The organism is Aphanizomenon sp. CS-733/32 (assembly GCF_028330045.1).
Lineage (GTDB): Bacteria > Cyanobacteriota > Cyanobacteriia > Cyanobacteriales > Nostocaceae > Dolichospermum > Dolichospermum gracile.
The window spans coordinates 1-17,221 of sequence record NZ_JAQMSE010000137.1 but is presented as its reverse complement, the minus strand read 5'-3'; the positions used below and the strand labels follow the sequence as shown (position 1 = coordinate 17,221).

The 17,221-nt window shown below is 37.9% G+C and carries 13 protein-coding genes and 1 pseudogene; 7 read left to right on the top strand and 7 right to left on the bottom strand.

The annotated features are described in order from the left end of the window. Positions 1–39: 39 nt before the first annotated feature. Together PN471_RS10690 and PN471_RS10685 are read left to right on the top strand one after the other, a co-directional pair. Positions 40–3,672 carry a hybrid sensor histidine kinase/response regulator gene (locus PN471_RS10690; RefSeq protein ID WP_271776833.1) on the top strand — a complete coding sequence of 1,211 codons (3,633 nt, stop codon included), beginning with the start codon at positions 40–42 and terminating at the stop codon, positions 3,670–3,672. A 385-nt stretch (positions 3,673–4,057) separates the two neighbouring features. Continuing rightward, complete coding sequence (locus PN471_RS10685) at positions 4,058–5,407, top strand: PrsW family glutamic-type intramembrane protease (protein WP_193893189.1); 1,350 nt, start codon at positions 4,058–4,060, stop codon at positions 5,405–5,407. Between the two features lie 76 nt (positions 5,408–5,483). On the opposite strand, the gene PN471_RS10680 is transcribed toward PN471_RS10685, so the two are convergent. From PN471_RS10680 to PN471_RS10665, 4 genes are all read right to left on the bottom strand, one after another. After that, entirely contained in the window at positions 5,484–6,113 is a 630-nt protein-coding gene (locus PN471_RS10680) for a hypothetical protein (RefSeq protein ID WP_271776832.1), read from the bottom strand. A 205-nt stretch (positions 6,114–6,318) separates the two neighbouring features. Then, positions 6,319–7,941 carry a CHAT domain-containing protein gene (locus PN471_RS10675; protein WP_271776846.1) on the bottom strand — a complete coding sequence of 541 codons (1,623 nt, stop codon included), beginning with the start codon at positions 7,939–7,941 and terminating at the stop codon, positions 6,319–6,321. Between the two features lie 178 nt (positions 7,942–8,119). Further along, on the bottom strand, positions 8,120–10,279 hold the full coding sequence (locus tag PN471_RS10670) for a PP2C family protein-serine/threonine phosphatase (protein WP_271776831.1): 2,160 nt from the start codon (positions 10,277–10,279) through the stop codon (positions 8,120–8,122). Positions 10,280–10,487: 208 nt separating this feature from the next. Beyond that, positions 10,488–10,844 (bottom strand): NAD(P)H-quinone oxidoreductase subunit M, encoded by a 357-nt coding sequence (locus PN471_RS10665; RefSeq protein WP_193893180.1) that lies wholly within the window; start codon positions 10,842–10,844, stop codon positions 10,488–10,490. A gap of 758 nt (positions 10,845–11,602) precedes the next feature. Here PN471_RS10665 and PN471_RS10660 point away from each other — a divergent pair. Then, positions 11,603–11,884, top strand: coding sequence for an Npun_R1517 family heterocyst differentiation transcriptional regulator (locus tag PN471_RS10660; protein WP_168642908.1), 282 nt, complete (start codon positions 11,603–11,605; stop codon positions 11,882–11,884). 244 nt (positions 11,885–12,128) lie between these two features. On the opposite strand, the gene PN471_RS10655 is transcribed toward PN471_RS10660, so the two are convergent. Further along, complete coding sequence (locus tag PN471_RS10655) at positions 12,129–12,824, bottom strand: response regulator transcription factor (protein ID WP_193893177.1); 696 nt, start codon at positions 12,822–12,824, stop codon at positions 12,129–12,131. Between the two features lie 220 nt (positions 12,825–13,044). On the opposite strand from PN471_RS10655, the pseudogene cobA reads away from it, so the two are divergent. The 4 genes and pseudogenes from cobA (at position 13,045) to PN471_RS10635 (ending at position 16,545) form a co-directional block, all read left to right on the top strand. After that, a pseudogene (gene cobA / locus PN471_RS10650) lies at positions 13,045–14,712 on the top strand (uroporphyrinogen-III C-methyltransferase). Between the two features lie 29 nt (positions 14,713–14,741). After that, on the top strand, positions 14,742–15,341 hold the full coding sequence (gene coaE / locus PN471_RS10645; protein WP_193893174.1) for a dephospho-CoA kinase: 600 nt from the start codon (positions 14,742–14,744) through the stop codon (positions 15,339–15,341). 292 nt (positions 15,342–15,633) lie between these two features. Beyond that, positions 15,634–16,071, top strand: a complete 438-nt coding sequence (locus PN471_RS10640) for a hypothetical protein (RefSeq protein ID WP_271776830.1) — start codon at positions 15,634–15,636, stop codon at positions 16,069–16,071. A gap of 6 nt (positions 16,072–16,077) precedes the next feature. Then, positions 16,078–16,545, top strand: a complete 468-nt coding sequence (locus tag PN471_RS10635) for a hypothetical protein (protein WP_271776829.1) — start codon at positions 16,078–16,080, stop codon at positions 16,543–16,545. A gap of 120 nt (positions 16,546–16,665) precedes the next feature. Here PN471_RS10635 and PN471_RS10630 read toward each other — a convergent pair whose 3' ends face one another. Together PN471_RS10630 and PN471_RS10625 are read right to left on the bottom strand one after the other, a co-directional pair. Further along, entirely contained in the window at positions 16,666–16,839 is a 174-nt protein-coding gene (locus PN471_RS10630) for a PIN domain-containing protein (RefSeq protein WP_271776828.1), read from the bottom strand. Then, the gene (locus tag PN471_RS10625) at positions 16,784–17,101 is read right to left on the bottom strand and encodes a protein kinase domain-containing protein (protein WP_271776827.1); all 318 of its coding nucleotides are present in this window, start codon (positions 17,099–17,101) and stop codon (positions 16,784–16,786) included. Before PN471_RS10625 ends, PN471_RS10630 begins: the two co-directional genes overlap by 56 nt. Between the last annotated feature and the right edge of the window lie 120 nt (positions 17,102–17,221).

Below are 17,221 nucleotides of genomic sequence, written 5' to 3'. Positions count from 1 at the left end.
CTGATTTAAAATAATTACTAAAATCTAAAATCTAAAATTATGATTACAGATGCAGCAATTCGTGAACAAGGCTATGCCTATTTTCTGGGCGAAGCACCGGAATTATTACAAACTATTGAACAAGATTTATATACTTTAGTTGAAAGTTCTGGTACAGCTAAAATACATAATTTAATGCGGGCAACCCATACAATTAAGGGTGGGGCAGCAAATGTTGGACTCGATACCATCATGACAATTGCCCATTCTTTAGAAGATATATTTAAGGCTTTATATAATCCTAATGTTGTCATTGATAGTGAATTACAAACCTTACTTATTCAAGGGTATGAATGTCTACAATTAGCAGTGACAGCAGAAGTTACTAACAGCAACATCAATGCTGATGAACTTTTGAACCGCGCTACTACAGTATTTGTCCAAATCCAGGAAAAGTTAGGTGATGCTTTTGGCGCAGAACCCCATATTCCGACATCGGAAGAGTTAGGATTTGATATTGTTAAATCTATTTTTGAAATAGGAGTAAAACAACGCCTAGATATTCTGAATCAGGCTCTTACTAATCCGCCAGATAATACTGAATTTTGTGAATTACTCCACTCTCAAAGCGAAGTATTTATTGGCTTGGCAGAATCTTTAAATCTATCAGGATTGGAAAAATTGGCACGCACAATTATGGCGGCTTTAGATGCAAATCCTCAAAAGGTACGAGAAATTGCTAAAATCGCTTTCACTGATTTAAAAGCAGCACAAATAGCTGTTTTAGGGGGCGATCGCACTTCTGGGGGTTCACCATCTTTAGAATTGCAAGCACTAGTAAATACTACAAGTGATGATTTGTTTCCTGTCATCACAACCAGTTCTTTAACAACAGTCCCAAAATCCGAGTCATCTCTGGCATCTATACACCAATCTTTCGCTGATACATTCTTTAATACGACAACAGAATTTTATCAATTTTTAATTACTCTTAGCAATGGAAATAATCAACCTTTGAAACCAGTTCATGCCAAAGTTTATTTGAAAACCATTCGCTATATTTTTGGCTGGTTTAATCACTACAGAGAAATACCAGAATCAGAATTAAATCTATCTTTATTAATTCCTTCATCTACTCAAAAATATCCCGTCAATTATTTAGAACATTGGCTAGAACAATTTTTTTACTGCATCGAAAAATTAGGAGATAGCAAATCTCTATGTCTTCATCGTCGTGGTGTAATTTTAATTATTCTTTTAGCCATTGCTAAATTCCAATATACTGTTGAGCGAAATAACAGTGCTATCCCCATTATCAAGAAATTAAGACAGCAAATCCGCGAATTGGGCAGAGAATATAAAAATTATCCACCAGTCACAGAAGCAGAAAAAAACTGGCTTGATCATCCTAAATTACAAAATTTGCTAGTGATCAAAGAAATAGTTCCTTCCTCATTACTCGAAGAAAATAATAATCTTCTGGAATCAATATGGGGAGGAGAGCCTATTTTAGCTCCTGATCATAACTTATTTGCAACACCAATTATAGAAACAACAGAAGGTGTTCAAGATGATATTTATCTAGAAAGTGTAACATCATCAGCAATTAGTGAAGAGGTAATTACAGACTATGATACAGCAATTAGTCAGCAATTAGAAGAAAAAACGACTGATGCGGTTAATAGAAATTCTCGTCAATCTTCCTTTGTGCGGGTAGATGTGGAAGGACTACAACGCCTTAATTATTTAACAGGTGAATTACTCATATATCAAAAAAGACGGACTTTATATGATGAACAAGTCATAGAATTAATTGATAGATTAAGTCAGCAACTTAACCAACATCAGTTGACTTTATATCAATTACGAGATTTACCATTACAAGGGAATAATGTCTCATCTCATCACACCCATTCCCTGAGTTCAGTAAATTTTGATTCTTTAGAAATGGATGTATATTCAGAGTCTCAGTTAACACTACATTCAGCAATAGAAGAAACTTTGCAAATCCAAGAAACTTCTGAATCCCTAGAATTACTGATGAAACAAGCCGCTCAAATGGGGGAAAAACAACAAACCTTAACCTTAAATATTATAGATAACTTGGTAGAAGCGAGAATGTTACCTTTAGGAACTATCCTGAGTCGCTTTCCGCAAATGGTGCAGAATCTAGCTAATGTTTATGGAAAACAGGTACAATTAAAACTGACTGGTACAGATGTGCTGGTTGATAAAGCGATCGCCGAAAAACTCTATGATCCCCTTTTACAACTGGTACGCAACTCTTTTGATCATGGCGTTGAATCTCCAGAAATTCGCCGAGAAAGAGGTAAATCAGCAGATGGTACTATTGAGATTTTTGCCTACAATCAAGGTAGTCAAACTGTTATTGAAATCCATGATGATGGACAAGGATTAAACTTAGAAAAAGTTCGTAGCAGAGCCATAGAACTTAATCTAATTCCCCATGATCATGACGGAGACTATGTTCATCACCTCACCGAGTCTGAATTAATAGAGATGATGTTTGCTCCGGGATTTTCCACAGCCGGGAAAGTCAGTGAAATTTCTGGACGCGGGATGGGTTTAGATATTGTTCGTACCCAAATACAATTACTTAACGGCTCAATTTCTGTGCAATCATCACCTCAGCAGGGAACAACATTTATTCTTAAAATTCCTTTCTCTATGACTACAGATAAACTCATGTTAGTTCAAGCAGGTGGTGTTATTTACGCTTTACTACAAGATAGTATTGAAAAAATAGTTATTCCCTCTGCTCAACAAATCAAAGAATTTGAAGGCAAACAGTTTTTATATTGGCGGACAGATGAAGATGAATTGATGGTCAATATCCAAAAACTAGCAGGGTTAATGTACTATAATGGCGCAGTTTTGAGTAGAAATAATCTGCAAGGTCTATCAGATAATTCAGAAGCAGGAATGGTGAAAAATCCCATCATTTTATTGCGTCGCCATCATGGTATGGTAGGCATAGAAGTTGATCAGATTATTGGAGAACAAGAATTAGTAATTAGACCGTTAGGAAATTCTATTACTCCACCAAAATATGTTTATGGTTGCAGTAGTTTGGCTAATGGTAACTTGATCTTAATTATTGATGGTACGTTGCTTATTGATACTAAAGAAATGCAAGCCACATTGGATGTCATGTCTCTACCGATGGCACTTTCCCCAAAAAATCAACAAGCTTTACCAGAGACAGTTGCCACTCATATCCACAAACAGTTAACCACTAATGTATTAGGAAATAGCCAATCACCAAAAGTAATTTTAGTCGTAGATGATGCTATTAGTCTGCGGCAAACTCTCTGTCTCACTTTGCAAAAAGCAGGATATCAAGTATTACAAGCTCAAAACGGCGTAGAGGCTTTAGAACAACTACATCTACATCCAGAAATTGAAGTAATTATCTCTGATTTAGAAATGCCAAGGATGAACGGATTTGAATTATTAAGCCATATCCGTCAAAACCGAGATCTTGCTAGAAAACCAGTTATTGTCCTCACCTCTCGTAGTGCAGAGAAACATCGTCAGTTAGCTTATGAATTGGGGGCAAATTCTTATTTAACTAAGCCTTATTTGGAGCATGAATTTCTCTCTACCCTTGAGAGTTTAGCTAATAGAAACAACAAGGATACAAACCAGGGATTAATAGCAGCAGGTAAATAGGGCAGGAGTCACCGAGTCAGGAGTTCAGGAGTAAAACTAGAGTAGAAACGACAAAATCTAAAGTCTTAAATGCGACTGTGTTTTTGAGGGTGATACTCAGGTTCCTAATTATCAAGAGGCTAACAAAGATGAGTAAGTACATTATTTTCAAAGCTGAGGACGCAAGCGCCCAACAGTGGATAGGACTCCTATTTGACGGCTCTAACTTAATGGTATGGAGAATTTTCTGCAATTTTGTATTTTGAATCAGGATAACAGCTAGTGAAGCTATGGTATATTTGGTGGTGGTGCAGCCGTGAACATGGCTAAAATTAGGTCTACTACTATAAAATTTTAAGCGAATGGCATAAGCCGGAGAATTTGTTTAGACACACTCACTAACTCGATGACAGGCAAAAACGCAAGACAGAATGCATTTCTGCGGTTGGTGTCCACTAAGGTTGAAGTTTTCGAGTCAGCATCTCGCTACTTGTTGCTTCCTGGTAAAGAAATGGTAATTGGACGTGACCCCATCTGCCAAATTGTCTTGGATGCCGTAATATACCGGATGGTATCTCGTCGTCATGCGGTAGTTCGTCCCCTTTCTTTAGCGACCGATAGCGGTTATAGCTGGGTAATTTGTGATTTAAATAGTGCCAATGGCACTTTTTTAAATGGAGAACGATTGAAAGGATGTCAAGAATTACATTTAGGTGATCGCATTTCCCTGGGTGCTGATGGACCACAATTTATTTTTGAGTACGAAGTTGTTGCTCAAAAAACGATGATCAATGTGAGTAAAGCGACAGTGTTATCATCTGTCAATCACCAACATCTGCCATCAAAGCAAGATTCTGTAAGCTTCACACAATTATTTCCTATTATCTCTACTGGTAAGGATCTCACTCGCAAAGCCTACCTGATTCCAGGAATTTTAACAGTAGTTTTCGTGGTATTAATGTTTGCTACCGTAGGTCATCCCCAAGCTAATCAAGTAATTGTGGGATCTTACATCGCTTTTGCTGCTTACTATTTTGTTTATCAATTGTGTGGTAAATCCAAGCCTTGGTGGGTACTCATGGCTGCGGCACTGAGTACAATGTTAATTTTACTGAGTCCTCTCTTAGATTTATTTATCACAGTTTTCCGAGATATCTTACCTGGGACCTTGGATGCGACATCTCCAGATGGGATTACCTTCACCGAATTATTAGTGCGGATGTTTTTCGGTGCAGGGTTAATGGAGGAACTACTGAAAATACTACCAGTATTAGGAGCATATTGGATTGGTAAGTCCCTGCGATCGCCCTGGCGAGAACGGATTGGGGTTTGGGAACCGCTGGATGGTATTCTCTTGGGTACAGCTTCCGCTGTGGGGTTTACTTTACTAGAAACTCTTGGTCAATATGTACCCTTAATTTCCCAAAATTCTGGTCAATCAGTCGGTTTGCAGCTACTTATTCCCCGGATTTTAGGTTCTGTGGCTGGACACATGGCTTACAGTGGCTATTTAGGTTATTTTGTTGGTTTGGCTGTGTTAAAACCCCTCAAAGGCAAGCAAATCCTCACGGTGGGTTATTTGAGCGCTTCTGCACTCCACGCTTTATGGAATGCGACAGGTTCTATTAATGCTTTGTTTTTGGTCGTAGTTGGTGTTTTATCTTATGCCTTTTTGATGGCGGCAATTCTCAAAGCACGGGTATTGTCACCCACAAGATCAGAAAACTTTGCTACCCGGTTTCTTGATCCAAAGTAGGCAAGAGGCAGGGGGCAGGGGGCAAGAGGTGATAAATTAGCTAATCTCTGGACTTGAGGCAGAGTAAAAATTAGGGTTAAGAATCAGATTTTGAGAGATGTTGGAGGGCATAATCAGCGATCGCTAAGGTAATTTTTGCTTGTTCTATTTCTGATAAATTTGCCCAATCCCGCTCTTCAAAATCTCTAATTAGTGATGTCAATGTATGTGGTTCACTACTTCGCATTGCGTAAGCAAAAGGACGAGCTAAAACCAACAGATCATCTACTTCCCAACTGGGTAGTAAAGCTTGTACACATGCCACTAATTTCTCACTAGCTGATTGTTCAAGCATAGAAACTTCAGTAGTTTTTTGAGCTATCGCAGTGAGTAAACCTCCAGGAATAACTGAAAAAGCGTTCTGCAAAACTTCCTGAAGATGATTAACGATATTTTTACTACTGTTATTTTTAAGAACAGCAACTTGATCCCAAATTGTATCTAAATTTTGATAAAAATTATCGGCACTTGTACTTAGTTCTGCATCTAAAAAATCTTGCAACCCAAACTGTAGTTCTAGGTTATGAAAATAAGCTTCTGAAGATTCATCAGCCAAATTCCAGGGATAAGCAGTATCTTCAGGTTCTAACAGTGCTTCTATAAATTCTAAATCTACATTTGATGGGGCAATATTTAAAATATTTAAATCATTAGTGTGGGGTTTCATTTTTTTCTCACTATTAATTTATAGGTGCTATTGACAGCTACAAACCCAACAATTGAATTTCCGCAAAATACAGCAGGAGTCAAGGAGTCAGGAGGAAGAAGGAAGGAGGAAGAAGGAAGGAGGAACAAAACTGGGTTGCTGTCTGGGTTTGAATTTAGATACTGGATCTCATTGTTAATTATCAACGTTAATTATCAACTGGTTTTTACTCCTGACTTTTGGGCGCAGGCCCTGCGCCCCTACTGATGGAATCCTCCCGAATAAATTCCCAAATTTCACCTTTAGAACTCCCAAACATTAACTGCATTCCCGATGTTAAAGGTACTTCTTCGCGGAGGATTTGTTGCCAACCATTAGGGCTTAAATACCAGGTTGTCCCATAGGTAGACAAATCCTGTAGGTAATAAGTGGTCATGGATGTATTTTCTTTGAGAGTCTTCCGACATAAAATTTCTGCGTGGTGTCTGGAAATATAAATTTCGGGGATGATAATATCATTCTCTTTTGTGCGACCGATGCGGGTAACTCCAGAACGTAATAACCAAATTTTGCCTCCTGGTGTGAGCGATCGCAAATAAGCTGTATTCATGGGGGTAACTAGGTCAGAAATCGCCGTATTGGGTAGTTCTGTGACTCCTTCATCTACATCCTTAATCAGTTCTCCATCAAAATCAGGATGGAGGTAGAGAACTGGTAATGTCCAAGCTGGTTGATTAAATTTATACAGTGTCAATAGTTCTTGTCTAGCGGTTGCCACTGCTTCATCAATTAATTTACGCGATCGCAAACTGGAAGCAAAAGTTTGAATAAAACTATGACTTTCTACATCAGCAATTTCATCACGCATCCCCAATACCGCCGGCACACCATGACCAATCAACACCTCAGCCAAACTACTAGCCGGGATTGCTTGGTGATTAACTGCTGCTGGTTGCGCTCCCCAACAGGCGTTAAAAACTCCTAATTTTATACCTGTTCGCGTTAAAACCTGAGCTAATTCTATGCCATTAATTTTGAGTTCATTTCCTAAAAATAATGAGCCTCCATCTGGATCTGGTAATCCATGACCAGCATAAAAAAACACATTATAGGCTTTAGTTTCTAACTCCTGAATTAACTCTGCCTTTGTCGGTTGGATCAGGGTTTTTACTGTACAAGGTGCGTATCCAGCGGCAGTTTTGCCCCCAGGATGTCCTTCTAACAATGTCTTTTTCAGTAAAGACGCTTCCTGATCTAGTTGTAATTTATGATTATGTCCTAACACCAGCAGAATATTTACCGCCCGGTCAGTCCGCAATTCTGGCAATGGTTCAACTGCGCTAATGGTACGACTAAATAACACATCTTGGGACAGAGATATGGCGGATTGTCCCACTTCCCGCTGCATAATTTCCCAGGGGAGGGCAATCAGATCAGGATCACGAATTTCTAACCGAAAGCGTAATTGAGTCTTTTGACCCATAGCCATACCCCGACTCCGTTCCCAACTATTCAGAATCGCCCCATCAAATATCCATCCCCAGAGATTGATGCCTAATGATTGCATCAGACGACTACTATAGGGGCTTGTCCTTTGACCTTCAGCGGGTGGAATTACACTTAATCCCAGGGTATTAACTGATGAAGAAATTGAATGGGAACAAATATCCAGGGGACTATGACCAGCAAACATTTGTTGCCATTCTTGCCAAACTTGATTAAGTTCAGGGGAGAAAACACAATCACGGAGAACATAGCCACTGGGATATGGTGCTTTGACTACCCAAATAGCGAAGTGATCTGTGCTAGTATTTGCTAGGCGGGCGATCGCTATACTCGCCGAAGGCATTGCCAAATTCGTGCTGAACATGGATTTGCTCATTGGTCATTAGTCATTAGTCATTGGTCATTGGGAAAATTTCTACCTGTCACCTGTCCCCGTGGCGTAGCACCTGTCACCTGTCCCCGTGGCGTAGCACCTGTCACCTGTAACCTGTCCCCGTGGCGTAGCACCTGTCACCTGTCACCTATTCACAAATGCTAGGTTGATCTGATTGTAGAATAGAGATATCCTTGGCTAAAGCTTGCAGTTCGGAAAATTCAAGTTTGACTATTTTAATTTTAGGAGTTTTTGGTGCTGGATTGGATTTTTCACAGACGCGCAAACTTACATCTGGATTATCCACAGGATTGGGATTAGCTTTTTTATCTATAACTTGAACTTGAAAAAAACTTTCAGCGGGGAAAGGTTGCTTATTTAAAATTATGGGACTCTTCGCTTGAATCACCCAATTAGGAGAGAGATTTTCTAAAGTTCTTGGTCTAGTCGAAGGTGGCGCTTGACTAGAAAATGGAGACGGAGAAGAAATTATTGTTGTTGGTGACTTAATTTGGAGTTTAAACCAATATCCTAATAACCCAGCTAATAACGTTAATCCCAAAATAATAAACAACTGTAGTGGTAATTGGGAGAGTCTAGCAGTCTTGCCTTCAGAACTAACTTGAGTTTTCGGATTGGCTGTATCATCACTGGCTGAGTATAATTCTGTGTCAGATAAAAGATGAGAAATATCCGCTGTAATTATCGTCTCTGGTTCAGAGTATTCAACATGATAATGTACTAAGGCGATAGTGGCATTATCATGTCCATTTTTAGCATTGGCAATTTCTATTAATCTTTGGGCAACATCTTCTATACTTATTTTTCCAGAGAGAAGAGGTAATATTTCAGTTTCCCAAGATTCTTCTACTCTATCAAAATCACTCAGACCATCGGATGTGAGTAAGAAAACAGCATCTTCATCAACAATAAAGCGTTGAGATGTGGGATGCAGCGAGGTACTTTTACTCATTCCCAATGCCTGAACCAATGAGCCAGAACCACTGTGTTTTAAAGCTTCCCTGTAAAGAGCATAGCCTAAACGGACTTCACGGGAGGCGACATCATCATCTAAGGTAACTTGATGACAACCATGACGAGTAATCCAATAGGCACGACTATCACCGACATGGGCAATATACATTTCATGGGCAATAGGTAAAGCCATGACAATAGTTGTTCCCATCCGTTGTCGCCCTTGACGATGTTCGTTATCATTACGCTGGCTGATTTTGTCATTAGCTGTGGCTACTGCCAGTTCTAAGTCCGAAAGTAGTAAGGAGGCATCTATGTTGTTGGCGGGAAATGAAGTCAGTTCTTTGATTTGTTTATAAATAGTTTCAACTGCGAGGTTGGAAGCCACGTTACCGCCTTCATGTCCACCAATACCGTCACAAACAATAGCTAGAGTGTTCTCCTGGGGTGGTTTAGTGATTAAAGTGTCTCCGGCAGGGTAACAAGCATCTTCGTTACGGGGTCGGCTCGGTCCTGGGTCTGTTTTAGTATAGATTTTAATTGTGGTTGTTTGAGATTTTGCTAATTGGCTCAATCCCTGATCTAAAATTTTAATTAATTGACTCGATGAGTTAATTTCTCCTTTAATTAACCAATCACATACTTGTTGCACAAATGGGGCAATATTTGGTTTAGTAGTTGGGAGCAGTTGTTGCCAAAATTCTCCTAGTTGGGTTAATGTCGGCGAGTTTTTGCCATCAAATCGCAATTCTAATAAGCGAATTATTACTCCTTCTACTCTTAATATAGAACTGTCTAGGAGGCTAGATGCTACTCCTTCAAGGGCTAGGGGTTGCCACAAACTAGCCATTTGCCATAGCCAATGAATTTGACGCATTGATGAGGCTTGACTCCAATAATCGTTCAAGCTTATACATAGATTGACTTGAGTAATGCCTGCATCAACTATTAATGGTGGGTTTTCTAATAGTAGTATTTCTGTTTTGGTCTGCCCATCACTTAAATTGAGGACTCCATAAACTTGTGGGGTGTGGAGACGATAGGTGATTAGTTTGAGGTAGGGTCTAATTTTTCCTAAATCATCTAATTCAGGTATTTCGGGCAATAAACCAGGTTTGATATCTAAAAGTATGGATTTATCAATGACTAAATAGCGAGCGCCCGCATCGCTTAAAACAGATCCAGGTTGACAATGGCTAAAATCACTGCCCACAGCCCAAAGATAACGCTTTGGCAGGGGAGTGGAACACTGCTGGCAAAATTTGTGGGTGAGGGGATTAGCAGATTGACAATATTCATTTGGGCAGCAGAGCGTTACCGCATCATTTTCCATAGTTTTCCCACCGATTCTGCAATTAGCATTTTCTCAACAGTATTTGGTAGCTATAGTTACTACCGCGCATATTTTTAGCAATCCACAGATTCATCATAACTTTTATTGTTATGGGAATATGTAGCGATCGCAGAACTAATTCTCAATTTATCACTAAAACTTGACATAGCCGGCGAATTAGCTTCGCCAGGACTAAGTATGTACTATTCTATTGGTTGTTACTGGTTGCTACTTGGGGTAGTCCCATACTGTAGTTAGTAACCCGACTGGAGAGATTATAGCTAATTTCACCTTTTTGGAGGAGCGATCGCAGATAATGCTCCAAATCTGAACCAATCCGGCGGAGGTTATAATCTGTCAGATCCTCGCCACTAGATGCTTCTACCAGTTGATCAAACTGGCGATAAACTTTTTGCAAAGCATCTTCATTCCAGTTGAACTCGTTGTCTGGATCAATATCTAGTGTCAAGACTTGATTACTCGGAATCAGGTTATCTTTGTCCATTTCAGCCGCAAAAATGCGAACATGGCGGGTTGTGGACTTAAGCAGCATCAGGTTATCCATAAATTTGGGTGTAAGAATTTAGCTGAATTACACTGCAATCATTTTAACTGCTATGTTTGAGCTTACAGCAGAAATGAATAAGAAAGTCACTCTCATTAGGAGTTCGGAGTTCAGGAAAAAGGAGTTCGGGAGTTCAGGAGTTTAGGGAGAAGGAAGCAGAAATCCGGGTGTTTGGGGGTTGAATTCCACTTTGTATCTCATTTACCTGCCTTCAGTTGTAATTTGTCCGTTAGTTTTGTCCCAGGGATGTGATTATTCACAAAAAATTTCCTGATTTTTTTACTGATTTTGATTTTTTCTCATGTAAATATACTCAACTTGTAGTAACTTTAGCGAATTTTCCTACAATTATGAATTGGATTTATCAAAGGAGCGTCTTCGGTACAAATGCTTAAGTATTACCAGACAATAAAAGTAAAAAAAATAATATTTCTTGACGTTTTTAACAAATTGATGTAGAAACCTTTATCAAGGGCTAATCAACTCCTTACAAAAACTTCATGGCATAACATCTCAAAAATCGAATAATAGTTTATGGCTAAGATATGCCATAACTAGTAGAGAAACATCAAAAAATAGTAAAATCTAACTGAAAAAAGACAGGGGGAGTAAAATAGAATGCCAGTTTTACGGATCAGGAGAAATTCTGAATCTGTCAAGACTTTGGATTCACAAAAGTATAAAGAAAGTATAAGGAATTTTTCTGGAGATTTAGTCCCTAATCCGTATAACCACTAAGCAAATAAATCCTCAAAACCATGAATTCCAAAGCATTACCACGTCAAATAAATAATCCTGAAGTAGGTGTTTATGATTGTGAAATTCACCTCAAATTCCGTCTGATAGAGGAAAAGAGTTTGTTAAGTGATCGAGAGCAACTGTTACAAGTATTACTAGAAGCTTTAACAGAAGGATCTGACGATTTTTTAGAAACCTTACAAGCATCAGTTAAAGCTCAGGAGATTTCGGAATTTAAAGCCTCTCCACAAATGCGTCGTCAACTGATGCGGTTACGCAATTTCGCTGATACCATACAATAGTATTCAGTGTTATCCCTCGCTATAACCGATCTAATTTAGGGTTTTCAAAATTGAGTTTTAAAAGTCCGCCTCTACCTATTTTTTCCCAACAATAAGTTTGCTTGTAACCATAAAACTACGTCTACAATATTTGCGTCTTTGTACTGGCAAGCTAGGAAAATTAGTAGTCAAATTCGGCAGCAAAGTTATCCAGGTGCATTTTACCATTTTTTTACCAAGTAACTCCAATCACTCAGGGATTAGTTCACTTAGCTAGACCATGTTCTAGGGCAAAACGAACTAACTCCGTGCGACTATTAGTCCCAGTTTTACTAAATAAACGGCTGACATACTTCTCGACATTGCGGACGCTTGTTTCTAAGCGACGGGCAATTTCCTTATTCATTAATCCTTCTGCTACCAAATTTAAAACACTTTGCTCTCTAGGAGTCAAATCTATTTTAAACGGGGCCGGAGATTGGGATATGGCACTCCTGTGAGTTAATAGTATTCTAATTTGAGCGATTTGATTAGCCAAATCGGCAAGATTTGGGGTATCGCTGTCTTCCCCGATAGTGGGAGTTTGGGCACTGCGACGCGCTAGTAAGTTTTCAACTATGGCGACTAATTCATCAGGATCGAATGGTTTAGATAAGTACGCATCAACACCTGCATGATAGCCTTGAATGCGATCGCCTGTCATCCCCTTAGCAGTTAGAAAGACCACTGGTAAGGCTTGGAAACGGGGGTCATCTCGCATTTGCTTGAGGAACTGATAGCCATCCACCTGGGGCATCATAATATCAGAAATGACCAAATCAGCGGTGTTCGCTTGCATCCAGTCCCAACCTTCACGGGCATTACTGGCAGTTTGAACCCTAAAACCGCTTTCTTGTAAGTATTCTTTGACGGCTTCCCGCAATCCCGGTTCGTCATCTACCAGTAACAATTGTGCTGACATTGAAAGTTCCTATAAGTGTACCTGGATCTAATCTAGCGAAATTTGGTGAGTCTTGACTACCAATACAGGAGAAATCCATTAATTCATCCGTCTTTATCTGCGTTTATCTGCGTTTATCTGCGGTCAATAATTCTTAAAATCCTATTCTATTCTCATCCTAAATTGGTATTATATATCGCATTAAAACCCAATTGCAAATTATTAAAAGTAAACAATAAATATGATTAGAGAAATAGGTAAAGTTTATCTTGTTGGTGCAGGACCTGGAGATGTAGAATATTTAACCGTTAAAGCCTATCGGCTGTTAGCATCTGCCCAGGTATTGGTGTACGATGCTTTAGTTGATAGTCAATTATTAGATTGTGTCCCTGTTGATTGCCTAAAAATAGATGTTGGTAAACGGGGAGGTAAACCCAGCACTTCCCAAGCGGAAATCAATGCTTTATTGGTAAAATATTGTTTAGAAAAAAAACAAGTTATCAGATTAAAATCGGGAGATCCTTTGATATTTGGGCGCTGTATTTTAGAAATCGCCGCTTTAAAAAATGCAGGTTGTGAATTTGAAATCGTTCCGGGAATTTCTTCTGCCTTAGCTGCACCATTATTAGCAAAGATTCCCCTCACCGATAACGTTCTTAGTCGTTGTTTTGCAGTTTGTACAGCCCATGAACCAGAAACTTTAAACTGGGAAGCATTAGCAAGCTTAGAAACCTTAGTAATCTTGATGGGGGGAAAAAATTTACCAGAAATAATCCAGCAACTGATAAAATATAGAAAACCTCATTCTACACCCATTGCTATTATCCGTTGGGCTGGAACATCCAGTCAAGAAATCTGGACAGGAGAACTGGGAAATATCCGCGAACAAACCGCTGGCTTATCTCTCTCTCCCGCAGTTATAGTTATTGGTGAAGTTGTGCGATTACGGGATTACCTATAAGGAATTTCCATTTGTAAAATTATAGGTTGGATAGAACAAAGTGAACCCCCACTAAGTCTAGGAAATGTTGGGTTTCATTCTTCAACCCAACCTACAGATACTTCTTGACGCGAAACCAAAAATTATTAAGACACAAATTGAATGTCAACCGTGAATTATAATCTTTCTCCCCTTGCTGGTAAAACCATTTTAGTTACCCGTTCTGTGGGACAATCGCATCAATTTAGCGATTGCTTAACCTCCGCAGGTGCTAATGTGATAGAAATGCCAGCTTTAGAAATTGGACCTCCTAGCAATTGGGACGCTTTAGATCAGGCAATTTTGCATTTATCAACTTTTAATTGGCTAATTCTCACTTCTAGTAATGGTGTAGAATACTTTTTTGAGAGATTAGCAAAATCCGGTCAATATAAAAATGCTTTATCCGCTGTAAAAATTGCTGTTGTTGGGGAAAAAACAGCCCAAAGTTTACAAAAACAAAATATTCAAGCTAACTTTATTCCTCCTAATTTTGTGGCTGATTCCTTAGTGGAAAACTTTCCCGAATCACTAATAGGTAAAAAGATATTATTTCCTAGAGTTGAAAGTGGTGGAAGAGAAGTATTAGTTAAAGAATTAACAGCCAAAGGTGCAGAAGTAATTGAAGTTCCGGCTTATGAATCTTGCTGTCCTCAAAGTATCCCGGCTGCGGCTGAATATGCCTTAGTTAATAATACTGTAGATATTATTACTTTTGCCAGTTCTAAAACAGTTCTATTTTTCGCACAATTAACAGCGCATATATTTACATACAATCCTGAAAATTTAGCCAGAGTTTGCATAGCTTCCATTGGTCCACAAACATCAAAAACCTGTCAAACTGTATTTGGGAGAGTAGATATTGAAGCGGAAGAATATAATTTAGAAGGTTTAACAAATGCCATAATTAAATGGACAAGTGATCACTAAATCTTTTAATAACAAATGACAACTGACCAATGACTAAGAATTTAATTGGTTTAACTGGTGGAATTGCGACAGGGAAAAGTACAGTTGCTAATTATTTAGCGACAACTTACAATTTGCCGATTTTAGATGCAGATATTTATGCGAGAGACGCGGTATCTGTCGGTTCTCCTATTTTGTCACAAATTGCCGAAAAATATGGTAGAGAAATCATATTAAGTGATGGTAATTTAAATAGAGCTAAATTAGGAGAAATTATTTTTAATCAACCGGAAGAACGTCATTGGGTAGAAAGGGTAATTCATCCTTATGTAAGAAATTGTTTTGATAAAGCTATTCAAAAATCATCTGCAAATACTTTAATTTTAGTGATTCCTTTATTATTTGAAGCTAATTTAGAAAACCTAGTTAATCAAATTTGGGTGGTATCTTGTTCCCCACAACAGCAAGAACAGCGATTAATAGAACGCAATAATTTAACACCAGAACAAGCAGCAGCGAGAATTAATAGTCAATTACCTATTGCGGAAAAAATAGCTCGTGCTGATGTGGTTTTAGATAATTCTGGCAATTTAGAATCACTTTTACGACAAATAGATAAAGTTTTGTTGCAAGATTCGACACTTTTGTAACTAAAATAATTGATATATTCTTGCTTATAGATTAATGGAATATCAATAATTTTTACGTTTTTGTGATATCATTAGGGATGATTATAAAAAACAGTTCTGATAAAAAATGTGCAATTGCTGTGGCTTTACAATATACGCCCTTTGCTTGTGATATAGCGGTTATCATTCGGACGCAATACAATTGAGGGCGGGGAAACCCCTACAGGTTTTACGATTTGCTGATTGTATCTCACTCAAGTGCATACCGCTATATATTTTTCTATTGAAAATTAAATATTAGGAGACTATCGAGTTGGATTTAAGATATAAATATCTGGATGATATCAAAGATATCACTGATTGCCCACCAACAAGCTGTACAAATAAAAATATGACAGCTTTTAGGTTTGTATTTGAACTAAATACTGAAAATGACTGGAAAAATTTTTTACCATCGAAGAAAATTTCACCACAACGAACACTGCGAAACGATAAAGTAAAATGCTCTGGTTATGGACTATCTTTCTTTGATTCTGAGAATAATGCTAAAATGTTTTATGAGACCATGAGAGAACGTAATGATAATATTCATAAATCTATTGGCACACATTTAGCTAAGGTATCTATTGACCAAAATGATGGTGTAGTTACAGAAATTAATAATAGAGGACATTTTGATTTACATGAATATGAAAATACTAATTGGAGTCATAAATTTGAAATCATTGCTGTTTTATACAATCCAAGGTAAAGTGTGATGGAAAACGTATTAGGATGTCAGTTTAATCAATTCCCCCTAAATCTTACCTACATAGTTGATCTAAGCTATTTCGACGGTTCACTACTGTCAGTATTTAAAAATGAATATGGAGACTTTTATATTTATAATTGGTGTGATGTAGATGATCAATTCAATCGCTGGTTGGTTTTTAGAGTTAAGAGAAAATCATTAATAAAGTATTTAGAGGGTGAACTTAGTTTAGGCGATTTAGTGTTATCACCAATTGATGGATTTCAATATTTATTGGAAATTGATGATCATCTGGATGTTAAAAATATTTATGTTGTGCAGCCTCATAACTTGCCAGAATCATATATTCCTGGCAAAAATTCATATTATAATGACTTACAGTTAAATCCAGAATCCTTAGAGGAAGATAAAGAAATAATTAAACAAGAAATATATTCAAAAGACGAAGAAAAAACCAAATTACTCATAAGTTGATTGTAAAAATAGCTTCAGAACTTTCTTCTACGATAGCAGTTTTACGTTTTTGTGATAACATTAAATTGATTTTAAGATTTTCAGGATGTTGGTTTAAAGTATGATGATAAATTATGATTCCTAAATAAAATCTGCTAAACAACTACCTAATTTTAAATTTTCTATATTTTCAAAATCACTATCATAGGTAAATAAAATTAAATCATGTTGAATTGCTGTAAATGCAATCCAAATATCATTAGTAGGTATAGGGTTTCCTTTTTTTCTCAATTGAGGTTTGTAACAAGTAACCATTTTCAGTCGTGTAGTTTTCCACATAAGCTGCTAAATCATCCCCGTCAATGTGTTCCATGACAATAGCCCAAAGTCCATCTTCGGGAAAATTGTCGTAAACTTGGACAATATGGGGATGATAGCATTTTGATAAATCTAAGGCTTCTTTTCTAAACCTCTTTTGTATTTCCGCAAAGTCTGGTTTTTCTCGTTGTTCCCGGTTGAGGGTTTTAATCACAACCAACCTGTTTTCTTCTGTATCTTCTGGTGACGTACTCCACACACTCCCTTTCAGGTGAGTGTGGGCTTCTCAGTGACTCCTCTATGAGGACATTAACTGAGCTTTAAGACCGTGCGCCCCACGGTTCTTTGGTTTTGAGATTTGTTTTTTGTTTTGTAGGCT

Bases quoted from the DNA above. Each gene is read 5' to 3' on its own strand.
- PN471_RS10690 (WP_271776833.1), top strand. From the start codon at position 40: ATGATTACAGATGCAGCAATTCGTGAACAAGGCTATGCCTATTTTCTG.
- PN471_RS10685 (WP_193893189.1), top strand. From the start codon at position 4,058: ATGACAGGCAAAAACGCAAGACAGAATGCATTTCTGCGGTTGGTGTCC.
- PN471_RS10680 (WP_271776832.1), bottom strand. From the start codon at position 6,113: ATGAAACCCCACACTAATGATTTAAATATTTTAAATATTGCCCCATCA.
- PN471_RS10675 (WP_271776846.1), bottom strand. From the start codon at position 7,941: ATGCCTTCGGCGAGTATAGCGATCGCCCGCCTAGCAAATACTAGCACA.
- PN471_RS10670 (WP_271776831.1), bottom strand. From the start codon at position 10,279: ATGGAAAATGATGCGGTAACGCTCTGCTGCCCAAATGAATATTGTCAA.
- PN471_RS10665 (WP_193893180.1), bottom strand. From the start codon at position 10,844: ATGGATAACCTGATGCTGCTTAAGTCCACAACCCGCCATGTTCGCATT.
- PN471_RS10660 (WP_168642908.1), top strand. From the start codon at position 11,603: ATGAATTCCAAAGCATTACCACGTCAAATAAATAATCCTGAAGTAGGT.
- PN471_RS10655 (WP_193893177.1), bottom strand. From the start codon at position 12,824: ATGTCAGCACAATTGTTACTGGTAGATGACGAACCGGGATTGCGGGAA.
- coaE (WP_193893174.1), top strand. From the start codon at position 14,742: ATGACTAAGAATTTAATTGGTTTAACTGGTGGAATTGCGACAGGGAAA.
- PN471_RS10635 (WP_271776829.1), top strand. From the start codon at position 16,078: ATGGAAAACGTATTAGGATGTCAGTTTAATCAATTCCCCCTAAATCTT.
- PN471_RS10630 (WP_271776828.1), bottom strand. From the start codon at position 16,839: ATGGTTACTTGTTACAAACCTCAATTGAGAAAAAAAGGAAACCCTATA.